The 23567-nt window shown below is 41.3% G+C and carries 26 protein-coding genes; all 26 read left to right on the top strand.

Annotated elements, in window-relative coordinates; translation table 11 throughout:
• The first annotated feature begins 1 nt into the window (after nucleotide 1).
• Nucleotides 2-367, top strand: a complete 366-nt coding sequence (locus tag B5V81_RS03725) for a DUF1376 domain-containing protein (RefSeq protein ID WP_120100649.1) — start codon at nucleotides 2-4, stop codon at nucleotides 365-367.
• Nucleotides 357-1460, top strand: coding sequence for a DUF1376 domain-containing protein (locus tag B5V81_RS03720; RefSeq protein ID WP_212112175.1), 1104 nt, complete (start codon nucleotides 357-359; stop codon nucleotides 1458-1460). The genes B5V81_RS03725 and B5V81_RS03720 overlap by 11 nt, the downstream gene beginning before the upstream one ends.
• A gap of 227 nt (nucleotides 1461-1687) precedes the next feature.
• Nucleotides 1688-2125: a hypothetical protein gene (locus B5V81_RS03715; protein ID WP_212112279.1), complete on the top strand. Its 438-nt coding sequence runs from the start codon at nucleotides 1688-1690 to the stop codon at nucleotides 2123-2125.
• A 292-nt stretch (nucleotides 2126-2417) separates the two neighbouring features.
• A complete protein-coding gene (locus B5V81_RS03710) occupies nucleotides 2418-3215 on the top strand; it encodes an LbetaH domain-containing protein (protein WP_244979361.1) in 798 nt (265 codons plus the stop codon).
• An 82-nt stretch (nucleotides 3216-3297) separates the two neighbouring features.
• Nucleotides 3298-3738 (top strand): hypothetical protein, encoded by a 441-nt coding sequence (locus tag B5V81_RS03705; protein ID WP_212112174.1) that lies wholly within the window; start codon nucleotides 3298-3300, stop codon nucleotides 3736-3738.
• A gap of 601 nt (nucleotides 3739-4339) precedes the next feature.
• Nucleotides 4340-4783 carry a single-stranded DNA-binding protein gene (gene ssb / locus B5V81_RS03700; RefSeq protein ID WP_120100657.1) on the top strand — a complete coding sequence of 148 codons (444 nt, stop codon included), beginning with the start codon at nucleotides 4340-4342 and terminating at the stop codon, nucleotides 4781-4783.
• Nucleotides 4784-4828: 45 nt separating this feature from the next.
• Entirely contained in the window at nucleotides 4829-5335 is a 507-nt protein-coding gene (locus B5V81_RS03695) for a hypothetical protein (RefSeq protein ID WP_212112277.1), read from the top strand.
• Nucleotides 5336-5429: 94 nt separating this feature from the next.
• The gene (relB, locus tag B5V81_RS03690; protein WP_120100671.1) at nucleotides 5430-5657 is read left to right on the top strand and encodes a type II toxin-antitoxin system RelB family antitoxin; all 228 of its coding nucleotides are present in this window, start codon (nucleotides 5430-5432) and stop codon (nucleotides 5655-5657) included.
• Nucleotides 5641-5910 (top strand): type II toxin-antitoxin system RelE family toxin, encoded by a 270-nt coding sequence (locus B5V81_RS03685; protein ID WP_120100673.1) that lies wholly within the window; start codon nucleotides 5641-5643, stop codon nucleotides 5908-5910. The genes relB and B5V81_RS03685 overlap by 17 nt, the downstream gene beginning before the upstream one ends.
• A 200-nt stretch (nucleotides 5911-6110) precedes the next feature.
• Nucleotides 6111-6446, top strand: coding sequence for a hypothetical protein (locus B5V81_RS03680; RefSeq protein WP_120100674.1), 336 nt, complete (start codon nucleotides 6111-6113; stop codon nucleotides 6444-6446).
• Nucleotides 6427-7755: a PBSX family phage terminase large subunit gene (locus B5V81_RS03675; protein WP_212112173.1), complete on the top strand. Its 1329-nt coding sequence runs from the start codon at nucleotides 6427-6429 to the stop codon at nucleotides 7753-7755. The genes B5V81_RS03680 and B5V81_RS03675 overlap by 20 nt, the downstream gene beginning before the upstream one ends.
• Nucleotides 7740-9758 (top strand): BaGTA-type gene transfer agent portal protein BgtI, encoded by a 2019-nt coding sequence (gene bgtI / locus B5V81_RS03670; RefSeq protein WP_212112172.1) that lies wholly within the window; start codon nucleotides 7740-7742, stop codon nucleotides 9756-9758. Before B5V81_RS03675 ends, bgtI begins: the two co-directional genes overlap by 16 nt.
• A 13-nt stretch (nucleotides 9759-9771) precedes the next feature.
• Complete coding sequence (locus B5V81_RS03665) at nucleotides 9772-10662, top strand: hypothetical protein (protein ID WP_212112171.1); 891 nt, start codon at nucleotides 9772-9774, stop codon at nucleotides 10660-10662.
• A 93-nt stretch (nucleotides 10663-10755) separates the two neighbouring features.
• Nucleotides 10756-11880, top strand: coding sequence for a BaGTA-type gene transfer agent major capsid protein (gene bgtG / locus B5V81_RS03660; protein WP_212112170.1), 1125 nt, complete (start codon nucleotides 10756-10758; stop codon nucleotides 11878-11880).
• A 21-nt stretch (nucleotides 11881-11901) separates the two neighbouring features.
• Nucleotides 11902-12282 (top strand): hypothetical protein, encoded by a 381-nt coding sequence (locus B5V81_RS03655; RefSeq protein ID WP_212112169.1) that lies wholly within the window; start codon nucleotides 11902-11904, stop codon nucleotides 12280-12282.
• 11 nt (nucleotides 12283-12293) lie between these two features.
• Complete coding sequence (locus tag B5V81_RS03650; RefSeq protein ID WP_212112168.1) at nucleotides 12294-12674, top strand: hypothetical protein; 381 nt, start codon at nucleotides 12294-12296, stop codon at nucleotides 12672-12674.
• 10 nt (nucleotides 12675-12684) lie between these two features.
• Nucleotides 12685-13392 (top strand): phage adaptor protein, encoded by a 708-nt coding sequence (locus tag B5V81_RS03645; protein ID WP_212112167.1) that lies wholly within the window; start codon nucleotides 12685-12687, stop codon nucleotides 13390-13392.
• Nucleotide 13393: 1 nt separating this feature from the next.
• Complete coding sequence (bgtE, locus tag B5V81_RS03640; protein ID WP_120100684.1) at nucleotides 13394-14851, top strand: gene transfer agent protein BgtE; 1458 nt, start codon at nucleotides 13394-13396, stop codon at nucleotides 14849-14851.
• On the top strand, nucleotides 14851-15276 hold the full coding sequence (locus B5V81_RS03635; protein ID WP_212112166.1) for a hypothetical protein: 426 nt from the start codon (nucleotides 14851-14853) through the stop codon (nucleotides 15274-15276). Before bgtE ends, B5V81_RS03635 begins: the two co-directional genes overlap by 1 nt.
• Nucleotide 15277: 1 nt before the next feature.
• Nucleotides 15278-16162: a BaGTA-type gene transfer agent maturation protease BgtD gene (gene bgtD, locus B5V81_RS03630; protein ID WP_212112165.1), complete on the top strand. Its 885-nt coding sequence runs from the start codon at nucleotides 15278-15280 to the stop codon at nucleotides 16160-16162.
• 11 nt (nucleotides 16163-16173) lie between these two features.
• Nucleotides 16174-17658, top strand: coding sequence for a hypothetical protein (locus B5V81_RS03625; protein ID WP_212112164.1), 1485 nt, complete (start codon nucleotides 16174-16176; stop codon nucleotides 17656-17658).
• Nucleotide 17659: 1 nt separating this feature from the next.
• Complete coding sequence (locus tag B5V81_RS03620) at nucleotides 17660-19729, top strand: glycine zipper family protein (protein WP_212112163.1); 2070 nt, start codon at nucleotides 17660-17662, stop codon at nucleotides 19727-19729.
• Nucleotides 19726-20388, top strand: coding sequence for a transglycosylase SLT domain-containing protein (locus B5V81_RS03615; protein WP_212112162.1), 663 nt, complete (start codon nucleotides 19726-19728; stop codon nucleotides 20386-20388). The genes B5V81_RS03620 and B5V81_RS03615 overlap by 4 nt, the downstream gene beginning before the upstream one ends.
• Nucleotides 20389-20400: 12 nt before the next feature.
• On the top strand, nucleotides 20401-21402 hold the full coding sequence (bgtC, locus tag B5V81_RS03610; protein WP_212112161.1) for a gene transfer agent tail collar protein BgtC: 1002 nt from the start codon (nucleotides 20401-20403) through the stop codon (nucleotides 21400-21402).
• 8 nt (nucleotides 21403-21410) lie between these two features.
• On the top strand, nucleotides 21411-22424 hold the full coding sequence (gene bgtC / locus B5V81_RS03605) for a gene transfer agent tail collar protein BgtC (RefSeq protein WP_212112160.1): 1014 nt from the start codon (nucleotides 21411-21413) through the stop codon (nucleotides 22422-22424).
• 8 nt (nucleotides 22425-22432) lie between these two features.
• Complete coding sequence (bgtC, locus tag B5V81_RS03600) at nucleotides 22433-23566, top strand: gene transfer agent tail collar protein BgtC (RefSeq protein ID WP_212112159.1); 1134 nt, start codon at nucleotides 22433-22435, stop codon at nucleotides 23564-23566.
• Nucleotide 23567 lies beyond the last annotated feature (1 nt).

Genomic DNA, 23567 nt, shown 5'->3' with positions numbered 1-23567 from the left:
GATGCCCAGTAACAAAGTAGAGTGTGTAAAGTTTAATTCAGATCAGTTTTTAAAAGAGCTTATGGGTTTAAAAGCAACAGAGAAGGCAGTTTATACAACCCTTGTGTTGCTTATGAATGATAAGAAAGCGCCTCTTATCAATAATGGGTCTTATTTATCAAGTTGGTGTGGGTGTTCAGTAAGAACGTTTCAAAAGACATTAGAGACTTTAATAAGCATGGGTTACATCACGCGTTTAGAGAATGGGAACTTATGGCATAGGTCATTAGCTTTTGATTATAGCATCAGTAAATTTTCAGAAAGAGCTTCAAAAGCAGCGCATATGAGGTGGAGTAAGAAAAGAGAGGAGGCAATACATGTCAACTAAGTTGCCATGGACGAGGCTTTTTGCAGACAAGTGGCTTCTTGATCTTGCGCATTTGCCCGCTTTTGAAGGTTTTATATATGTGAAGTTGCGATTTCAAATGCTTCGCACTGGAGAACCGCTTAAGAATAATTTTCGAGTATTGTCTTTATTGGCTGGTTGCTCAGTTAAAAGATTTCAGAAAGCATTAGATCTTTTATTAGAAACTGGACACATTATTTTTTCAGAAGATGGTCGTTTGTGGAGTTTACAAGTTGAAGAGGAACTCAATAACTCAAATGAAAATTTAAGCAAGTTTTCAGAAAGAGCACAAAAGGCAGCGAAGGCAAGATGGGATAAAAATAAAGATAACAGTGATGATGATGCTAAACATGCTACAAGCAATGCACAAGCAATGCTTAATGATGCCATTAACAATAACATTAACAATAACAAAAAAAATAAAAATATTATTTTATCAAAAAGAGAAATTGAATTTGAAAATTTAGAAACAAACGATTTGGTTGACGAGCCAATCGAGTGTGATGATGTTCAATCAGAAGAAATCAAAACGATAGAAACTAAACAACTAATCATTCACGAGCAAAATAACAACATTTCAAACGAAGCTAATAATCGATGGCAAAGTAACGAAGCAATGATTGAGAAATTGCCTTCACGAAAAGGTAAAAAGGTTGGCAAACAACTTTCAGAAATCGTTGACAAGATAATGCCTGCTTATTTTCCAGAGCAAGCAAACTTTTTTGAGAAAGACAAGAAAATGAGAGAAAAACAAGAAGTTGAAAGCATGTTAGAAGATTTCAACCCCGATTTTCAATACGCAATTGATCTAGGATTAACGCATGATGAAGCGTTATCAGAGTTTAAAAAATTTATACGCTTTTCAAAAGCCAACCCATATCGAAATGCTCATGAACGCGATTGGCAAAGCGCTTGGGATAATTGGATTACACACCCGAAATATGGATTGGTAGCTAAGAGACACGCAGAATTAGAAATGAAAGAAAGATATACAATCACATGCTGTAAACCACTAACAGAGAGCTTGGCAAAATATATCAGAAATATAGAGCCTATCAGTTCATTTGCAACATAATGAAATCGTATTTAGTTGCATTTGAAAAAACAGCAAACTAGTGAAAAGAGCTGATAGTTTTGAGAATAGATATGGGTTTAAACAGCTAAAAAAGTACCGTACAGAGCGATTTTAGATTTTTATGATAAAAACCACATTGAAATTAAAAACGCTACTGCACGGTCCAATATGAGGCAAATAAACCCATCGGTAAAGTTATGGATTTAAGCAAGGGGATATTAAATCAAATGTTTTTAAAAAAACGTAAATCAAGACAGCAAAAAAAATTTATTGCAACGGCGGTTGGATATGCACCATGGGGATTAGGGGTGGCTGAGTATTTTTACAATCTCTATGAATATGAAGATGGTATGAGAGAATACGAGGAATTTGACGGTGGGCAGTATCATGATCATGAGATGCCTAACAAAGTTGATTATAGTACCAAAGCGCAAGTGAAAGCATGGATATATGGGGGTGATTTACCAAAAAGCGTATTGAGTTATGAACCTTTAATAGATGAGGTGAATGCGAAAATCAAAAAACGTGCAGAGAAAGATCAGTTGATTTGTGAGATTACGAATGATGGGGAATGGGGTTATCCCTTGTCTTGTGAAGAGATGGATCGCGAGCTAGAAAAAGCGCTTGATATTCAATTAGGTAATTATCAAAATGAAAAAAAGTGAAAAAAATAAAAAATACGTATTGACTTTAAAGAAAAGGTCGTTTATTAAGGTTGGCAAGTGCTTGAAAAACACTTAACAAACAGCGGATAGACCACGAAAAGGTTTTTCCCATTTCTTAAAATACTGACTTTCTTTTGTGCTATCATTGGCATATAACGATTATGTCGGGTGTGGTCACATCATACAATACTCTTTATGAGAAAAGTGTGACGACGGACTGTTTGCCGTGTTTTTCAGCGCCCGGCACCCTTATAGGGTGTCAATGGAAAAATTACAAACAGGAATAATTAGCATGAAAGCTACAGTTACAAATCAAGAAACTTGTTTTTTTATTACAGATGATAATGGCTCTTTTAAAAATAGAGAGTTTGCAAAAAAATACGAATTTACAGGTGAAACAATCGAGGTTGGCTTTAATACACTTCATAGAATTAGAGCCTTAAGAGATTTTGGTGATGTGAAAAAAGGTGACCTTGGGGGGTATATAGGTAGTGAATACAATTTATCACATCATGGCAATTGCTGGGTTGGAGGTAAAGCCAAGGTTTATAGCAATGCGCGGGTTTACGATAATGCCGTTGTAAGTGGGTATGCTCATGTTAATGTAGAAGCTTGTATTTATGGTAACGCTCGTGTTTACGGCAAGGCTGTTGTGGGTGGCTTTGTTTACGGCAATGCAGAGGTCTATGGCTTTGCACGTATTTATCCACGTGCAAGAATTTATGGGAATGCTCATGTTCATTATAATGCTTGGGTTTTTAATGATACCCATATTTTTGGCAATGCTAAACTTTCAGGATATGCTTGTATTTATTCTGATGTAAAAATTTATGGCAATGCAAAGATTCTAGGCTTTTCAAAACTTTATAAAAATGCGCAAGTTTATGGGAATGCTGTTATTGAAGGGCATGCTGAAATTCACGGAATTATTGATGGTAATGCAAAAATTTCAGGCTATTCAAAAATTTATGGTAAAGTTTCAGGAAAAGCAAAATTAAGAGAGTGCGATTTTGTTCGTAAGGAAGGCGAGGTTTATAGTGGCAATAAAGTCATATATAACTCGAATAATACTTTAGAAAAAGCAGCGTAAAACAGCAGCGGCGGTGCGGGGGCGCCCCCTCCTTTAGACATTTCATTAAAATTTACTCAAATATGAACTTAGGGAGCTACCTATGACCACTAAAAATGTATCCAAAAAATATGAACTTACTAATGAAACTACAGAAGTTAAAGACCATCTCTATGGTAGTGTTAGAATACTTTATCGCATTAAAGCTTTAAGAAGTTTTGGGGGTGTTAAAAAAGGAGCTTTAGGGGGCTTTATTGAAAGTGAATACAACCTTTGTCACGAGGGTAATTGCTGGGTTGGGGATGATGCTAAGGTTTATAATGCTGCTATGGTTTGGGGGCATGCGAAGGTTTTTGAAAATGCAATAATTTGTGATGAGGCGTGTGTTAATGGGTTTGCAAAGGTTTATGGCAATGCACGTGCTTATGGAAAGTCAATTATTGGTGGCAGGGCGCGTGTTTTTGGAGATACGCAACTTATTTTGGGGGCATGGGTTACAGGAAGAAAAGAGATTTCTACAGGTTTAATATCCTTTTGTAGATAGATAAAGACTGTAGAGGAATTGATTAAAGCGGCTGTGGCGTCTAAAAGATAGAATAAAGAAAGCCGTGCCCTTTAAAGACGCGGCTTTTATTTTAGGAAGTATATACATTTTACACTAAACACATATCACACAAAACGTGTAAAAACACAAGCATTAATACATAAAAACCGCATCAAAATGAATTGATACGGCTTTTATAACTAATGAATCAAACAAAATAGAATTGAAAATTAAACACAAAAGCGTTTAAAAAAATCTTTTCACTACTAAAATACATATTTTGTGTATAAACACAAGTTTATTTCAAATATTTGATGATGATTGTTCATATGATAAAGCCGCGCTCTTTATGAACGCGGCTTCTGTTTTGCGATGTGTTTCTGTTATCGTTATTCGTAAGTTTACGAACACCTCTTTTATTGCACATTACGTATCAAAACACAAGCAAATAAGTAAAATAAAAACAGGATTAATTCTTTAGATTCAGTTTATTAAAACTATTTTTGCTTGTAATAATATAGCATAATGTGTTATATTATTGTTATGTACCAGTTATTTCCGTTTCTAAGTACCATTTCCCATAAAAAGGATAGCAAAGCAAATGCTTAATAAAGTGATGTTAATTGGTCATTTAGGTGCAAATCCTGAAAGTAAAAAAATGCCGTCTGGTGTAGAAATAGTCAATTTTCGTATGGCAACGTCTGAAAGCTACACAGACAAGGCAACCAATAAGAAAGTAGACAAAACTGAATGGCATTCCATTGTGGTCTTTAATCCGCATTTGGCAAAAATAGCGCTTCAGTATCTTAAGAAGGGTAGCAAAGTTTATATCGAGGGGCGCTTACAAACCCGTAAATGGCAAGATAAAAACGGTATTGAACGATATACAACAGAAGTCATATTGCCTCCGTACAAAGGCGACTTAAAGCTCTTAGATGCCAAAAATGATGATAATCAAGAGCAGTCATCATCTGCTTATGACAGAAGCATTTATAGACCTCTTGATACACCCCATACCGTTATGAATGATGATGTTCCTTTTTAAATAGAAGGCGGTGTTGTGAAAAGAAACAAGAGGGGACGCCCTAAAATCATAGGGCAAATAAGAGAAGCCAATGGTCGTATATCACGTGCAAAAGCACCCCGTGAAGCCGTTGATCAATTGGCAATAGAAATGCGTGCAAAACGCTTCGGTTTAACCCTATACGAGGCAAAAAATCCACTTTCTGGGTCTTACATAGGGCGGCTTTGTTTGCAAGGTGTGCTTACACAAGAGCAATATGACGCCGCGCAACAGTACTTACAGATAAGAAACGATTATCTATGTGCAAAAGGCTTGCCTAATGCGATTTATGACGAAATGCCGTCATCATCTGATGATAAGGCAAGAGATAAGTGGGTAGCATTCGCAACAGAGCAGTTTATCAACATGCAAGAGGCACTAAAAGAAGCGCAACAGCGCTATAGACAGTATAATCTTTATGCCGCGATAAATCATCTCGTTATAGAAGATCAAATGCTACCATATCTTGTGAATTCATTGCGCATTGCTCTTAATGCGCTTCAGAACTATTTTGATCAAAAAAGTAAATGGTAATTGTTTTATGTGCTTTTGCAGAATGACGTGAAACCTTTTTCTGGACAAGACGTTATCTTTGTATTACAGTGAATACAAAGATGAGGATTGCGTTATGACGATATCTATTCGATTGCCTAGCGAACTTGAAACACGTTTGAATAATTTAGCAACTAAGACAGGTCGTACAAAGTCTTTTTATTTACGTGAGATTATTGAACGTGGAATCGAGGAAGCTGAGGATTATTATTTAGCTTCACAAGTAAGAGAGCGTGTTCGAAGAGGAGAAGCTACTTTTTATAGCTCTGAAGAGGTGAGGAAAGAGCTTGGCTTGGACGATTAGATATGAAAGAAAAGCTCTTAGTTTTTTAAAAAAATGCGATAAAAAAGAAGCACGGAGGATTGTTGATTTTTTAGATCAACACGTTGCCCCTCTTGAAGATGTACGTGCAATAGGTAAGCCCTTAAAAGGGCAATTATCGGGTTTATGGAGATATCGTGTAGGAGATTACAGAATACTTTGCGATCTTTATGATAAGGAACTTGTTGTGTTAGTTTTAGCTGTTGGACATAGAAAAAATATATATAAAGGCTAAAGCAAAAGTTATTTTTTGCGAGCTTTTTATAACTGATCTCCTTTGAAATTATCAATATGTGTTATTTTTATGTTGACAAAGTGTAGCAAATCGTATTTAATGACGTTGCTGTACTTAGGCGTATTGTGTCTAGAGAGGGAAATGTACAGTCAAAAATCCCCGCATTTGCGGGGTTTTTTATTATCTGGAGGGTGTATTTTATGACATCACAAAATACAGAACAGGTTTCTCAAACAAAGAAAAAATATAAACCCCCTAAGGCAGGAATGGGGCGTGTCAAAGGTGTACCCAATAAGAATACACGTCTTTTGAAAGAAGCAATTCTTAAAGCCGCTGAATTGGCAGGCAATAAGTATGGGAAAGAGGGGTTAATCTCTTATCTCGAAAAGCAGGCAATAAGATGCCCCGCGGCTTATTTAGCGTTGCTTGGTAAGATCTTGCCTTTGCAAGTGACGGGTGAAGATGGGGGGGCAATTAAGATCATAGGGCGTGTAGAAATTGCTCCTTTAACAATGAATGACGACAAGACAGATTAAGATTGTACCAAAACTTATTCCACTTTTTGCAGGGGATGCTTTGGTACGTGCGGCTTGGGGTGGACGAGGCTCTGGTAAAACAAGATCATTTGCCTTGATGGCTGCTTTAAAAGGCTATCAATTTGGTATGCAAGGGATATCGGGGACTATTCTTTGTGCACGTCAGTTTCAAAATTCGCTAGCAGAAAGTTCATTGGAGGAGATTAAGCGGGCGATTGAAGCCCATGACTTTTTAAGCGAATATTACAAGGTTGGAGAGGCTTCGATTAAGTCAAATGATGGTCGTATAGCTTTTCAGTTTTCTGGACTGGACCGTAATATTGCAAGTATCAAATCCATGGGGCGTATTTTGCTTTGTTGGGTTGATGAGGCAGAGCCCGTGACTGAAACCGCTTGGCAGACACTCATTCCAACGTTGCGTGAAGAGGGAGAGGGATGGCGTGCAGAGTTATGGGTCACATGGAACCCTTTGCGAGACAATGCACCGGTTGAAAGGCGGTTTCGCTTTTCAGACAATGAATCCATTAAGCGTGTGGAGATTAATTGGTCAGACAATCCGAAGTTTCCCAAGATCTTGAATGAAGCGCGGCTTGATGACCTTAGAAATCGTCCAGAAACCTATAAGCATATCTGGGAAGGGGCTTATCTTACAGCGGTTCAGGGTGCTTACTATCAAAAGGAAATGTTGGCAGCCGAGCAAGAGGGGCGAATAGGGCGTGTTGCGCGTGATCCTTTAATGCAGATACGGGCATTTTGGGATATTGGGGGCACAGGAGCCAAGGCAGATGCAACAGCGATATGGATAGCGCAATTTGTAGGCAGAGAGATCAGAGTGCTTGATTATTACGAAGCACAGGGGCAGCCGTTATCAGAACATATCGGTTGGTTGCGTCACAATGGCTATGAGAAGGCATTAATGGTTCTCCCCCATGATGGTGCAACAAGAGACCGCGTGCACAATGTGAGTTTTGAGAGCGCTTTGAATGATGCGGGTTTTGAAACGCAAGTCATCCCTAATCAAGGGGCTGGTGCTGTCAAAATGCGTATCGAGGCAGTGCGACGGATTTTGCCTTCAGTTTGGTTCAATGAAGAGACGACCGTAGCGGGGCGCAAGGCACTGAATTGGTATCATGAGAAATGGGATGAGAAGCGTAATATTGGTTTGGGAGCAGAACATGATTGGTCCAGTCATGGGGCAGATGCCTTTGGGTTAATGTGTGTGGGCTATGAACAGCCGATGCAGCGACAGAAGAGACCAGCTTATAGCGGTAGAGAAACTTATGAAAGTACGTCATGGATGGCAGAATGATGCATGATGAAGAGCATTTAGAGCAAGAGAGCAACATCTCAGATCTGTCAACAGAAGGCTTGTTTCGTAAGCTTGTCCATTGGTACAAAGAAGATGTTGAACATGTGAACAAATGGCGTGAGCATGCAAGGGAGGATTTTCAATTTTACAATGGTGATCAGTGGAATGATCAAGATTTAGCGGCTTTAAAAGAGCAACGCCGCCCCGTTATGACTTTTAATCGCATTGCACCACTGGTTAATGCGGTTGTGGGTTCAGAACGCAATAATAAGCGCGAAGTGCAATTTATCCCTCGTCAGATAGGCAAGGCGTTGCCAAGTGAATTGCTTACGGGAGCCGCGGAATGGTTTCGCGATATGGCACATGCGGAATATGCAGATTCTGATGCTTTCCAAGATGCTGTCATCTGTGGCATGGGGTGGACTGATACACGGCTTGATTATGAGAACAGCCTTGATGGTGAACCGGTCATTACGCGTTTAGACCCCTTGAAGATGGTTTGGGATAGCGCGGCAGTGCAACCGAATTTAACGGATGCGCAACGCATGTGGTATGTCGACCGTAAGCCATTAGACGTAGCCAAGCAAATGTTTCCCAAAGCCCATTGGAGTGAACTCAGTGCGGATTGGGCGCGTGATGGGGCTGCTTATGAAGGGGTTCATCATAATGATCTTGAAGCTTATAATGATGAGAAGGGCATTGATGTTGAAAACGGTCGACGGATGGTCACACTAGTGGAATGCCGTTGGTTTGAAAGCGAGCGGTATTATAAGGCGCCCGATTTAGAAACGGGAGAACTTCGTGATTACAGCGAAGAGGAGTTTAAGCAGCTCCAATGCATGATGCCCGATATCCAAGGGGCGGCTTTCAATAAAAAGGTTGTAAAACGCGCCTTTTTAGGCAGAAAATTGCTTGAATGCCCTGATCAACCTTTGGTTCCAGCGGGTCAATTGGGTTGGGAGTGTATCACGGGGTATTTTGATAAGATAGAACGGCAATTTTATGGGGTTGTAAGACCGACAAAAGACCCACAACGGTGGGCAAATAAATATTTCAGTCAAGTTATGCATATTCTCAATAGCCAATCCAAGGGCGGGATAATGGCAGAGAGGGGTGCATTTGAAGATGAGAGAGAAGCTGTAAAGAGTTGGAGCAGGGTAGATAGTATTACGGTTTTGAAAAATGGCGCTTTGGCAGGGGGTAAAATACAGCCCAAACCCGTAGCGCAATTTCCAACCGGTTTTTTTCAACTGTTTAATGAAGCGAAAGAAGCAATTAATCAAGTTACGGGTTTATCGCCCGAGTTTATTGGAACGAGAGAAGTTTCACAAGCAGGGATTTTAGAGGCACAACGGCGTCAATCCAGTCTTAATCTGCTTGCTTGTCTGTTTGATGGCTTGCGTTTGTATCGCAAAAGGCAGGGCAAGATTATTTTGCACTTGATACAGAATTATCTGTCAGATGGTCGCTTGGTCCGGATATCGGGTGAGGAGAATGCGCAATATATTCCGTTGACCCGTGAAGCGGTGATGAGTGTTGATTATGATATTGTGGTGGATGATGCGCCCACCAGCCCGAACGAAAAAGAGCGGACCTTTGGCATTATCACGCAGCTGTTACCGTTGCTTCAAAATGCGGTTACACCGGATATCATGCTTGATTTGCTTCGTTACTCACCCTTGCCTGCGTCTCTGCTTAATCGTGTAAGCGAGAAGATGCAACAGCAGCAAATGGCACAACAAGCCCAACAACAGCAAATGAATCCAGAACAAGAGATGAAGTTGCAAGAAAAGCAGCAGGATATTGCTGCTAAAAGTCAGATGCAACAGATGGATTTACAAGGCAAGCAGCTTGATCTGTTCATGCGTCAAGAGAGAGCAAAATTGGAAGCGGAATTGATGAAGCAACGCCATGAGCTTGAACGGGAGCGTATTCTTAATGAACGAGCGCAAAATCAAATCATGCGTGAAAGAGCGGCAACGTACAGAGGAAGAAGCATTTGAGAGAGGTTAGAGAATGAATGCAGAAATGAACGAAGCTATGAATGAAGATTATAGGGTTGGTGCACCAGTTTTTGATGAAGATGAGAGTTCTTTTGATGTTGATCATGAGGTCGAGACAGTTGAGAGCCATGATGCGATACCTCCAGAACCGGTTGCAGAGCCCATTGAAAAGCCTTCAGAAATCGTTCCTAGTATAGAGCAGCAACAGCGTGTGGAGCAAAAAGCTAATGAGGCGCGTGAAGCGCTTAAAAGGTTCTACGAAGCACAATCCCAAACGCCGAAAGTTGAAGGAGAAAGTGCGCCCCCAGACTTACGTGAGGACCCAATTCTCGCATTAACGTGGATGTTAGATAAGATTCAAAAGCAAGATGCGTATATTCGTGCACAGCAAGAAGAACAAAGACAAGCCATTGAATACCAAGAATTTAATGGACATTTGAACCAGTTTTTAGAAAGTTCTGCTGAAACTGCGAAGAAGAAGTACAGTGATTTTGATGCGGCAGCAAATTTTCTTTATGAAGAGCGTGCAAAGCAGTTGAATGCATGGTCCTCTGTTTATCCGGATTATGCACAAAAGAGCACGATAGATGCGATTATAGGGGATGAACTGCGTACAATTGTAGCGACCTGCGCACAAAAAGGGGTTAATCCAGCAGAAGAGCTTTATAGGATAGCACAAAATCTTGGCTATCAGAACCAAGCAGTGCAAGCGAATAATCAAGTTGCGGCGCTTCAAAGCCGTCAGAATTCTGCGAGGACTTTAACGGCATCTGGTGGAGGGGGGAGTACTGGACCAATGACTTTAGAAGCTATTGGCAATATGTCTGATAAAGAATTTGGAGAATGGTATAGCAATCCTAAAAATCAAATCATTTTTGATAAGTTAATGGGGCGCGATGGCTGATTATAGTCTAGGCGCATAACGTAATCCGCCTTTGATGCGGGTTTTTTTGCCGGCTTTAAGCCGGTTTTTTTATAGCAAAGAAAGGCAAAATAAATGGCAACAACACGTATACCTATTAATGATGCTCAAGCGGTGAAAGCTTGGTCAAAGAAATTAAATTATGAAGCGTCTAAAGCGCTTGATATTGAACCGTTAATGGGAGAAGGCTCTAATAGTATCATTCAAGTCAAAAATGAACTTAGGAAAGAAGGTGGTGATTGTGTTACATTTAGCTTACGTGCACAGATTATGGGGCGCGGTGTAAGCGAGGGTGAAACGCTTAAAGGTAATGAAGAAGCGCTTCAGTTTCTTCATGACAAATTATATATCAATGAACTTAATCATGCGGTTTCGACGAAGAACAAAGGGACAATTGATCAACAACGTATTTTGTTTAGTTTACGCGATGAAGCACACAAGTCATTGGTTGATTGGTACGCCGACCGTTTAAGTTTGATGTTTTTCACGCAAGTGTGTGGGTATACAGCTCCTACAATGAAATTTGAAGGGCGTGAGATTGAACTAGATGAATTGTATTATGGTTTTAATACACCATTGGCACCAAGTAGTAAGCGCATTGTACGACCAGAAGCCAAAACGAAAGATGAAGAAGTAAAAGAGCTGGCAAAACACGGTTTTAGTCTTAAGCTGATTGATGAAGCTGTTAAAGTTGCCAAGTTGGCTAACCCCAAAATCAGACCCGTACGTGTTGGTGGTTCCAATGTTTACGTCATGTATCTTCATCCCATACAAGTTATGCAATTGCGTACCAATACAGATACAGGTCAGTGGCTTGATATACAAAAGGCTGCTTATTCAGGTTCGCGTGCGAAGAATCCGATCTTTGATGGTTCACTAGGCATGTATAACGGTGTGATTTTACGTGAATCAGAACATGTGACGCATGGTGTAAAATCTGATGGCACCGTTGAAGAAAATGTACGTCGTGCTGTTTTACTTGGTGCACAAAGTGCGATGCTTGCCTTTGGAGCAGAAAATCAAGATACGCGCTATAAGTTGGTTGAAGAGCTTGATGATTATCAACGGGTCTATGGGGTTGCAGCGAAAACAATCCTAGGAATGAAGAAAACCCGTTTCCAAATGCCTGGAAGAGGACAACATGCGCAAGATTTTGGAACAGTTGTTGTTTCAACTTATACCGGTGAAAAGCCTTCTTAAATTCGGGAAAGGAAATAAAACATGGCAGAAGGATTACCACAGCCCCTACAAGGGAGAAACTTGGTTACGCAACAAGTGAGTTTTTTTCGCTTGAACATCTCGCATAAAGAGAAGCGTCTTACACGAAAAATAGGAATATTGCCCCGTGGCGCTTTGATCACGTCGATAAAAGCGTTTGTGAAGACAGCGTTTTCCGAAGCAAAATTGAAGATTGGCAGTACCTATGGGGGCAATGAGTTTGGGGAAAAAGATATCAAAGCCCAAAATACGCAAGATTTTACCCCAACAGACCAAAAGGTTTTTGCGCCAGAGGATAAAGAAATGACCCTTTATGCAACACGCGATAAAAGCACAGATGCTGGTGAGTGTGTTGTGGTCGTGCAATTTGTGGCAAATCATTAAGGGGACAAGATATGGCAGATTATTTACCAGAACCCTTACAGGGGAGAAACCTTCATACGCAGCAGGTAAGCTTTTTGCGTCTTAATTTTAGCTACCAAGATAAAGAAAAGGTGATGAAGATAGGCACTTTGCCTCGAGGTGCTTTGATTACTTCAATCAAGGCTTTTATTAAGACAGCGTTTTCGGACACGAAGGTCAAAATAGGCAGCACTGCTGGTGGGACTGAATTTGGTGAGTTAGAGATCAAACAAGCGGGTATTAAAGCAGCGACAATTTCTAATCAGAAGGAGTTTGTTCCCTCTGATAAAGAGGTCACGCTTTATGCCAAAGCCGATAAAACAGTCCAAGCTGGTCAAGCAAGTATCGTCGTTGAATTCGTGACAAATTGTTAAGAGAAGTCTGATGACGCGTCATTATATTCGGGTTAGGACAGGCGGACCAATACCGGCTAGTCAAAATGTTTATCGTCATAGAAAAACGCTTTCACACATGGTGTCTGTTATCCAAGATGAGATTGATGACATTACGGACGAGTATGTAGCACAAATCCAAGAAAGTATTTTTGCTGCTATTCGTTTTTGTGAGAGGGAAAGTTTTTACTTTAACGAAAGCCGTGATGTTACGTTTCAAACACGGGCGGGGCAGGGGATTTATGATGCAAGCGATACCCGCCCTATTGAAACAGCTGTCAAAATCAAAAGCGTTTATCTTAAGTCCGATCAACATCATAAGCTTGAACTAGAACGGAGAAGTCCTTTTGCTCTAGAGGCTTCGTTGTCATCAGGGCAGCAAGGAACACCGGTTTGTTACAGTTATTTTGATAGGAAATTGCATCTTTATCCCACACCGGACAGAGCCTATCAGATTCAACTCATTCTCTCTCCACAGCGTTTATCAGAGATAGAGCGTGTTGATGAAGAGCATCTATGGTTTGTGCACGCGTTTGATCTGATTAAGGCGCGTGCAAAATATGAGTTGTACAAGAATATCCTTAAAGAACCCGATTGTGCAACGGCAGCTTATAATGACTTTACCGAGCAGTTGCATGAATTGCGTGCAGAGACGTCCAAACGTCATAACGTCACACGCATAATTCCAACGGATTTCTAAAATGGTTTATTTTCCAATCGCTGATTATCGCCCCGATGTTTCGGTCGTCAATGGCAGCTTTACGGATACACTTGTGAATGTTTTACCGGCAGATGGAGGCTATATTCCTATGCCTAGCGCAATGGTAGTATCGGCTCCTTTGGGAGAAAAGCCTTTGGGGTGTATAGCGTTTCGAAGTGGTAATGGGGTTAAGATTATCGTAGGAGGAGCCAAAAAGCTTTATAGTTATGATAGTCAAACGCAGGGTTGGAAAGACATAAGCCAAAGCGGTGTGACCTATCAGGCAAATGAGGATAATCAATGGTCATTTGCCTTGTTTGGTCAGAGAGTTATTGCGGTCAATAAAAATGATAAACCGCAAGTCTTTCATACCCATAGTTCCGAACGATTTGAAGAATTAGGAGGCAATCCACCGAAAGCCGGATTGGTGAAGGTTTGGGGACCTTTTGTTTGTTTGATGCAATTGACAGATCATCCCAATCGCATTCATTGGTCTGGTTTGGAAGATGCAACCCATTGGACAGTTAAGCAGAAAGATTGTGATTTTCAAGATTTTCCAGATGGAGAATACGTTCAAGGGGCAACGGAATCGAGCAATCCACTCATTTTTATGCGTTCTGCGATTTATGCAGGAACTTTTGTTCCGGGTTCTAAAATTGTATTTGCTTTTCAAAAGATCCAAGATAAGCGCGGAGCGCGCAGTGCAGCTTCTATAGCTTGTCGAGGCAGTGATGCTTTTTTTGCTGGTGATGGTGGCTTTTATCAGATGAGTGCTGATGGTCAACTTTTGCCAATAGGCTTTGAGAAAGTTGATAGAACGGTTTTTAAAACCTTTGATAAATTTGCTCTTGATAATATGCAAGGAGTGATAGACCCCGTTGATAATCGGATTTACTGGTCTTTAAAGAGAGGTAATAACGAGCAAACGACCTTTGTTTATGATTGGGGCTTGCAGAAATGGTCGACGATACAGGGAAAGCCTTTCACATTGTTTCCCGTATTTACGACAGGTTATACTTTAGAACAGTTAGATGAGATCTCGATCAATCTTGAGTCCTTGCCTGCTTCTTTAGACAGCCCCCGTTGGCAAAGTGGCGCACCCATGCTTGGTGCTTTTGATGAAAACAATTGTCTTGTTATGTTTACGGGCGCACCGATGGAGGCAACGGTTGTTTCGCAAGAGATGGGGGCACCGGATGGAAGTTTTAACTTTATCACAAAAATGTTTGCCGAAGTTGATACGACGCAAGGTCTTTTAAGTATCGGAGAACGTCGTCTTCGCAATCATCAGACGCCGATCACATGGCACAAGGAGAGAGAATGTTCCTATGCTACGGGTGCTTATCACGGACGTTCGCGCAATCGTTATCACCGCTTTAAATTACGCATTCCTAAAAATGAACCTTGGACGGCAATTACGGGGTTTGATGTTGATTTACGTCCTTTAGGCAGAGGGTAATGGCAAAAGTCTATTTGACCACGTCTTGGGATATGGAGCGTATAGCGCCTTATCTGGAAGACATCATTGCATCCTTTAGAGCATATGTGGAACGTTTTAAACATGAAATCACGTTGCAAGATCTTATTGAAGCCATTTGCACGGGGAAAAAACAGTTATGGCTTGTTTTGGATGATGACGAGCGCTTTTTAGCAGCTGTTACAACCCAGATACAACAGACAGTTTTAGGAAAGAAGCGCGCACTGATTTGTGAATGTAGTGGGAAGGGTGTTCTTGATCAAGTTGACAATTTGCAGGTTGCAGAGGATTGGGCGCGTGAAAATGGCGCTTTTGAGATAGAGATTTTAGGGCGTTTGGGTTGGAAACGTGCATTAAACAAACAAGGTTATGGCATAACGATGCTTTATTATAGGAAGGAATTGTGACATGGGGAGCCAAACACCCTCAACGACAGAACAGAAGCAGGTGCAGACAAGTGCTCCTCCTTCTTGGATGGCAGATGTATTTAAGCGTGGTGGCAGGGATGCGTATAATCTGTATAATATAGGGGCGGGTGGTAATGTTTATGGCGGTCCTCGTGTAGCCCCATTAAGTGATCAAACGCGCTATGGAATTGGTGGTCTTGGCAGCATACCTCAGCATTATCAAAACCGTTCTTTGATGAATACGGTCTACAATCCAACGTCGGCAGCCAATAATCTTGGAAGCATGGCTTCGGGTGCTATGGTTGGACAGAATCCCGCTTTTAATGCCGCCTTACAAAATAGCTTAGACCGTGTAAGAGATACGATTAACAGCTCTTTTGCCGGTGCAGGTCGTTATGGCTCCGGTGCACATACAGGGGTATTGGCAAATGAACTTGGTGCTTTGTCGACAAGTGCGACAGCGAACCAATATAATCAAGATGTTCAGAATATGATGCAAGCCAATGCCATGATAGACCAAGCCAATCAAAATCAATTGGGAGCCTCCAATAACTTCTTACAAGGTTATGGGAATGCCTATTCCAATGCCATACAGGGGGGAGGTGTACTTGATGCCCACAATCAGAGAGTTGTTGATGCCAATCGTGAACGTTGGCTGGAACAAGACAATAGCGGGTGGAATAGGTTGAATATGCTTATGAACGCCGGTCATGGTTTTGCAAGAAATTACGGCACGACAACGAATAATAGTACAGCTTCGATGATGCATGGTAACGACCCTTGGAAGAATTTTGCGGCAGTAGCAAATCTAGCGACAAGTTTTATGGGTATCCCTGATATTTCTAAACCTTTTGGAAAATTTTTAGATAAAAAATTTGGTGTATAGGAAAGAAAGAAATGGAAAAAGGTTCTTGGTTAAATAACATTTCGCGTTTTTTTATTCCTCCTGATCAAGGTGAACATCCTTTAGTTAGAATGTCTAGAATAGGAGCAGATGGTTTAATACAACATAGTGCACATCTCCCACCTACAGTAAAACGTAATAAAAGGACATGGTCTATATTTTTGCAAGAAAGAGAACGCGAAGAGCGTGAAATGATGGAGGCAAGAGAGCGCGAAAAGCGTAAAGAGATCTATGGTCGAAAGGCATTCGAAAGGGTTATTCCGAAGCTTGGTGAGAGACCATTTGAAAAAATGAATATGTTGCAGAAAGTAATACAGCAGCATCAAGGTCCCGTTGTTCCTAGTGCAATTTCTATTGACCAACCGTTTAGTACAGGTACTCTTTCTTCTCTTAACGTAGGGTCTATTATTCCTGATGGAATTTATCATGAGAAGAAAGAGCCCTATACGGTTCCTGAAGCAGAAGCGCAAATACCACTTGGTGTAGGTAATCATCCACCACTCCCTAATGCACAGGAGATTAAACAACTTACGCCTATAGAAGAGGCATCTTCAACATCACAGTCACAAACTTCTCCAGTAGATACTCGAACTGGTTTTGAAAAGTTTGTCGAGTCGGATTTTTATAAAAAGCTTCAAGATCTTTTCGCAGGTATGTCGGCAGCACCATCCGGCGGTTCAGGATGGGATGCGCTTGCAAGTGGTGTGAAGCGTCTTAATGAAGGCGATAAACAAAGAGGACAGGTTAATCAAACCGTCGAGTATCTAAAGTCCAAAGGCTATAGTGAAGAAGAAGCGCGGTTTATGGCTGGGAATAAAGATGCGTTGAATGCTTTTCTATTACAAAAAGTGAACGGTGGTTATGATGCTAGGTCTAAAGAAGAACTGGACCGCCAACGAGAAATGATAGAGCTTAAAAATAGTGAAGCTATTAGCGGTAATATGCTCGAGGATATCGAACGTTTTATGGATTATGTGAACGAGAACGGTGATTGGTCTACAGGCAATTTGGCAGATTGGTTAGCTTTTTTCAAAGTTCCTAAACACCGTGATATGAAATCTCTCCTTGATTCGATTAAAAATCGTATAGGTATCGATAGATTAGAAACCATGAGACGGTATTCACGCAATGGTGCTTCTGGTTTTGGAAATCTCACAGAAAGAGAGCTTGATATATTAAAGAGCTATTTAGGAGAGATAGATTACAAACTGGGTCATAAAGAGCTGATGTATAGATTGAAAAAAATTCATCATATTTTGGGTAAGATGAAAACAGATGTATTGTCGTTGCTACAAAATGGTAAAATTGAATTGACAGCAGAGAAAGTTGATAAAGTCACATCCCAATCGCATTCTACATCTCCACAGCAAAAACGTAGTGATTTGCCGCTTGTTACCAGCAAAGAACAGGAAGATGAATTGCCTTCTGGAACACGCTTTGTTGGTGAAGATGGGAAGATAAGAGTTAAAGGGGATTAAAATGGCATATGTACCTTATTCTCGTATTGTTGATGATGTATCCGATAATAATAGTGGCACTTCTTCAGTGAAGAAGGGGCGTGCTAATCAAGGCAAAAAAACAACGAGTTATATTCCTTATTCCCCTCTTGCTGCTGATGATAAGGCTTCATTTAATTCAAAATCTACAACAGATTATTCTCCACTTGAAGGCAAAGACTGGACCGAATTGCGCGCGCTTTGGAGCAAGTTCATGTCTGGTCTCACGGCGGGGTACAGTGATGAGATGCAAGCAGCGAATGAAGCAGGTTTCACAGATTATTGGCGTGGGGATAAGAAAGCAGAAGAGATTTATAATAGAAGAGTAGCCAAAGAACGTGCTTATCAAAAAGCGTTGCAAGAAAAACACCCATGGTTGTCTTCTGGTGCTTATATTGCTGGTTCGATTTTACCAACATTAGCATCTTTTGGTATCCCCGCATTAAATTTTTTGCGAGCAGGATCAACTTTAGGAAGTTTGGGTAGGGGAGCACTTGTAGGGGCGGGTTCTGGTGCTTTGCATGGTTCTGGTGCAGGAGAGGGGTACAATGATACGGTACATTCGGCGTTAGCTGGTGCTGCGGGTGGCGCTGTTTTGACGCCGGCTGCTGCTTTAGGAGGTATGGGAATTTCTAAGGTAGTTCGTGGTGCAGGAAATCTTGTAAAGGATACTCCCATTATAAGGAGAGTTTTTAATCCATCTCGTAAAGAGGTTTCCAATAAAGCTTTGAGAGAAGTTGCTAAACATCTTTACGATAATAAAACGGAAAGCATCATTGAACGCCTTAGCTCAGAACCTCATAAGGTATTTTTGACAGACATTAATGAAAAACTACGACAGGCTTTGTGGAATTCATCTAAAACCAATGAAGATGTCTATAATATCTTAAAACAAGCGCATGAGAAAAGATTAGGTGGTTCTGTTCAACGTCTTGATGATGTGATGGAGCAGACAATTGCGCCATACCAGCATAGAGATACTTTAAGTAGAACACTTAAACGGCAAGGGAAAGAAGCGCATGATCATCTCTATGAACAAGCAAGGCAAACTACAATAGGACAAGAACATTACCCAGTTCTTGATAAACTTTTCGAGAATAAAGGATTTCAAAGAGCTCTCAAAGAAGCTGTTAAGACTTTAGAAGAACATCCCCTGAGTATAAATCCTAGACGATTTTATGATAGAAGGTTTAGCAGTATAAACTATAAACCTACGATAGAGTTATTAGATCAAACCAAGAAGTCTCTTGATGATTTGATAGAGAAAAGTAAGAAATCTCGTGATAATCAAAAGGTTTTAGGATACGAAATCCTCAAACAAGATTTAGTAAAAATAATGGATGAAATCTCTCCTACTTATAAAGCAGCACGCGGTAGTGCAGAAAAATTCAAAAACTTTGCAGATAGTTTTGAGAAAGGTAGGCAAGCTCTTGGCACGAAATTTGAAAAGAGTGTTGAGAGGGATGCAGTTAAGGAAAATCTTTCTAAAGGCAATTGGACAGATAAAAACAATACCTATAAGATGGGTATGAGAGATGCATTACATGATTTACTCACCAAAAATGATGACCCTATTAATGAATTTTCTAAACTTTTAAAACAAAATCTTGCGTCTGAGAATCTTGAAAGGACCATAGGACCTGAACGGTTCTCTACTTTTAAAAAGGCAGTAGATCAAGAAAAGTTCTATTCTGATGCAGCAAAGGAAGGTTTTAGCAAATTTGAAGGCACTCCTGAATTTTCTCTTTTTGATGGACTTAATTTTTCAAATATGTGGCATTGGCCTACTGAATCTTTAAAATTAGCACGAAATATATTTTTCCACCCGAATGCCCCAGAGGCGCTACGGGCAAGACAAGAGCTAGAGCGCGGAATAGCGAAGTTAGCAACTTTTGGTATTAAAGGAATGGAGCGCAATGAAATTGCCAACTTGATTCAAAGTGCTTTAAAATGGCATCACAGAGGGGTGTTAACAGATGGGGGTTTGAAGCTTATTTCTAGAGCTATAGCAAAAGGATTAGGTCCTAGTGCTTCAATAGAGTATGCGAAATGACCCGTTCTAGTCCTTCAGTTGATCAAGCGATCCGTCAAGCAGCGGCGCGTTATGGCTTGCCAGAAAGCTATTTGTACCGTGTTGCGCAAGTGGAAAGTGGCGGCAATCCCAATGCAAGGAATCCCCGTTCTTCTGCGGGTGGGTTGTATCAATTTATAGACAGCACCGCCAAACAATATGGTTTGCAAGACCGTTTTGACCCCATGCAAGCGGCAGATGCTATGGGGCGGTTGACCCTTGATAATCGTAATCATTTAAGCCGTGTGTTGGGAAGAGCGCCGACTGATGCGGAATTGTATTTAGCACACCAACAAGGGGCAGGTGGAGCCGCGCGTCTTTTACAAAATCCCCATGCCAATGCAGCACAAATTGTTGGCAGCAATGCGGTTGGTTTGAATGGTGGGAATAATAACATGCGTGCACGTGATTTTACCAACCGTGTGTTACAGATGTATGGGGGGCAGCCTTATCGAGCAAGCCCTATTGTGCAAGGCGGCTTTAGACAGAGAGACAACTTACTCGAAGTTTTAAGGGCATTATTAGCATCACAATTAGCATCACAAGAAGAGTCTTCGGAAGAAGAAGAGAGTGATGTCGATGATAATCCTTTGATGACGCCCTTCATGCGGGCATTTTACGGACCATTTTACCGGAATTAGGATTGATGAGAGATGTCGACGATTTATGATTGGTCGCTTAGAGCGGCGGATAATACGCGCGCGGATGATTTGATTGATTGGTCAGAAGGGCAGCATCCTAGCAGTGTAAACAAGAGCGCCCGTGTGATGATGCAACGCGTAAAGGAATACTTATCGGATACGGGTGGTGCGCTTGAAGGTGTTGTTACCAATGATCATGTTCAACAAACAAGCACGATACGTCTTCAAAGCCAATCGCAATTTTTAGAGTATAAGAATGGGATTGTTTTGCGCTTTATGGCGACGGGCAGGAATGTTGGGGCGACAACGATTGTCTTGAATGATTTAGCCACCAAGCCGGTTTATAAAGCAACAGAATTAGGAGTTAGTCCTTTAATTGGAGGAGAAATCCAAGAAGGGTGTATTTATACATTGGTGTTTAGTGGAGATAGTTGGCATCTTGTTAATCCTACACCACTCCCTTCAGAAGAAGAAAGCAGTCTTTATCCTACTGGATTTATAGGCACGTTTGGTATGCGTGATGTTCCCAAAGATTGGTTAATCTGCGATGGGAAGGCTTATTTGCGTCGTGATTATGGTGATTTATTTGAGACGATAGGAACGGTTTGGGGAGAAGGAGATGGCGTTACGACATTTAATGTACCCGATTTACGAGGGATGTTTTTACGGGGTGTTGATGGTGGCAGTCATCGAGACCCCAATCGTCGATTTGGAAGTATTCAGACAGATTTAATCCAGTCTCACCAACATGAAGGTCAAACTCTTTCGATACCGCATTTTACCAGCAACGAAAACTTTTGGGATGGGAATACGACGGAGGTATTGGGTTATCGTCTAGGCTTGTTTGGAGGGGGGGCTCTAGCAAATTTTATGGGTATAGAGCATGAGAATTTAAAGAGTCACGTTTCAACCCCCTATACTTTTGATGAGAATCAAGAAGTTATTTTGGAAAGCACTGGGGAAGGAGAGACGCGCCCCGTGAATGTTTCTGTCTTGTTTGCGATTAAGACATGAGGTTTAAGATGTCAACGATTTATGATTGGTCTTTGAGAGCCTCTGAGAATGCGTATTGTGATGATTTGATTAATTGGTCAGATGGACAGCGCCCTAGTAGTTTGAATAATAGTGCGCGTGGGATGATGCAGCGTGTGCGTGAGTATTTATCGGATACGAGTGGTGTGATTGAAAGCACGTTTACGGTTGATGCTGAACAGCAGACAACGTTGATAAGACTTCAAAGCCAATCGCGTTTTTTGAAATATAAGAATGGGATATCGCTTTGTTTTAAAGCGAAGAGCAAGAATGTAGGGGCGACCACGATTGCTTTGAATGATTTATCCGCCAAGCCCGTTTACAAGGCGACGGAATTAGGCATCAGTCCTTTATCGGGAGGGGAATTTCAAAAGGGTTGCATTTATCACTTGGTCTATAGGGCAGATGCTTGGCATGTCTTAAATCCCACGCCGGTTTCTTTACCACCAGAGCCGATTATCCCCGTTTATCCAACAGGGACGATAGGGATTTTTGGGATGCAAGTTTTGCCGGAGGGCTGGTTGTTGTGTGATGGTAAGGCTTATTTGCGCAGTGAGTATAGTGCTCTTTACAAAGCGATATGGATCAGGTGGGGGGGCAGTGATAGTGTTACCCATTTTAATGTTCCCGATTTGCGTGGTGTTTTTTTGCGTGGCGTTGATGATGACCGCGATATAGACCGTTTTCGTTATTTGGGGACTTTCCAGACTGATAGCATGAGAAAGCATGAACATGGGGGTCACACCGTTACGATTTTTAATGATGAAAATGAGGAAGATAGTTGGTATGGTGATATGACGATCATCTGGGGTTATACACTTAATGACCAGCAAAGGTTAAAGCTAGCCGAACGTTTGGGGGTGAGAGCAGAGGATATACGGGTTCGTCATTCGCTAGCTTTTCCTCATACACACCTTCATATGCGTGATGTTGCGTTGGCAAGTTCCGGTGTCAGTGAGACACGTCCGATTAATATGAGTGTTGTGTTTGCGATCAAGACGTGAGGTTCAAGATGTCGACGATTTATGATTGGTCTTTAAGCGCCTCCGAGAATGGTGGTGCGGATAATCTGATTAATTGGTCAGAAGGACAACATCCGAACACAGTTAATAACAGTGCGCGTTTTATGATGCAGCGTGTGCGTGAGTATTTATTGGATACGGGTGGTGTGATTGAAGGCATTGTTACTGTTGATGATAAACAAAAGACGAGTGCGATACGTCTTCAAAGTCCCTCTCAATTTTTAGCGTATAAGAATGGGATATCGCTTTGTTTTAAAGCAAAGGGTAAGAATGTAGGGGCAACCACGATTGCTTTGAATAATTTAACCGGCAAGCCCGTTTATAAGGCAACAGATACTGGTTTATTAGCTTTAACGGGAGGCGAAATCCAAGATGGCTGTCTTTATAGAGTTATTTACGATGAAGATATAACCGGTTGGCAAATACTCAATCCCACAAGGGGAAAAGTTTCTTTCTTAAAACGTTTACCGTCTGGTTTAATCGGTCCTTTTGCCATGGAACGCTTGCCGGATGGTTGGTTGTTGTGTGATGGGCGTGCTTATTCGCGAAGAACGTATAGAGCCTTGTTTGATGCGATAGGAACGACGTGGGGTGAAGGGGATGGTGCTACGACGTTTAATGTTCCTGATTTTCGAGGGATGTTTTTAAGGGGTATGGATTATGAACGCAATTTAGACCCTTGGCGTTCTTTTGCAAGTCAACAAGGCTGCTCTTTGAAAGCACATGAACATTTTATCGGTCCAGCATTTCCAAATGATCATTCTTCTCGAAAAAGACGGGATGTTTCTTCTACTGAAGCGCCCTTGAGAAGGCGAAAAAGATTTATAGATGAAGAGTGTTTAGGCTTAGACGGGGATGCTTGGGAAAGGTGTCATCAAGAATTTGAACGGATAGCAGGAAGTCCACAGGTAGAGGCTCCCTTTTGGTTCACAGAAAAAGATAAACCGCCTCGTTTGCCTTGGTTTATCAGGAGTCCTTTTGCAAGCTTTTTATATTATTCGACGCCGATCAAAGAGGGCATCTATGACCGAGCGCATCATGAGCATCATCTCATGGGAGAGAGTGTTGGTGGCGTTGAGACGCGCCCCGTTAATGTGAGTATCGTTTATGGGATCAAGACATGAG

This window comes from Bartonella queenslandensis, from assembly GCF_018155095.1.
Lineage (GTDB): Bacteria > Pseudomonadota > Alphaproteobacteria > Rhizobiales > Rhizobiaceae > Bartonella > Bartonella queenslandensis_B.
The sequence above is the reverse complement of the archived record's forward strand: the minus strand, read 5'-3'. Positions and strand labels throughout refer to the sequence as shown.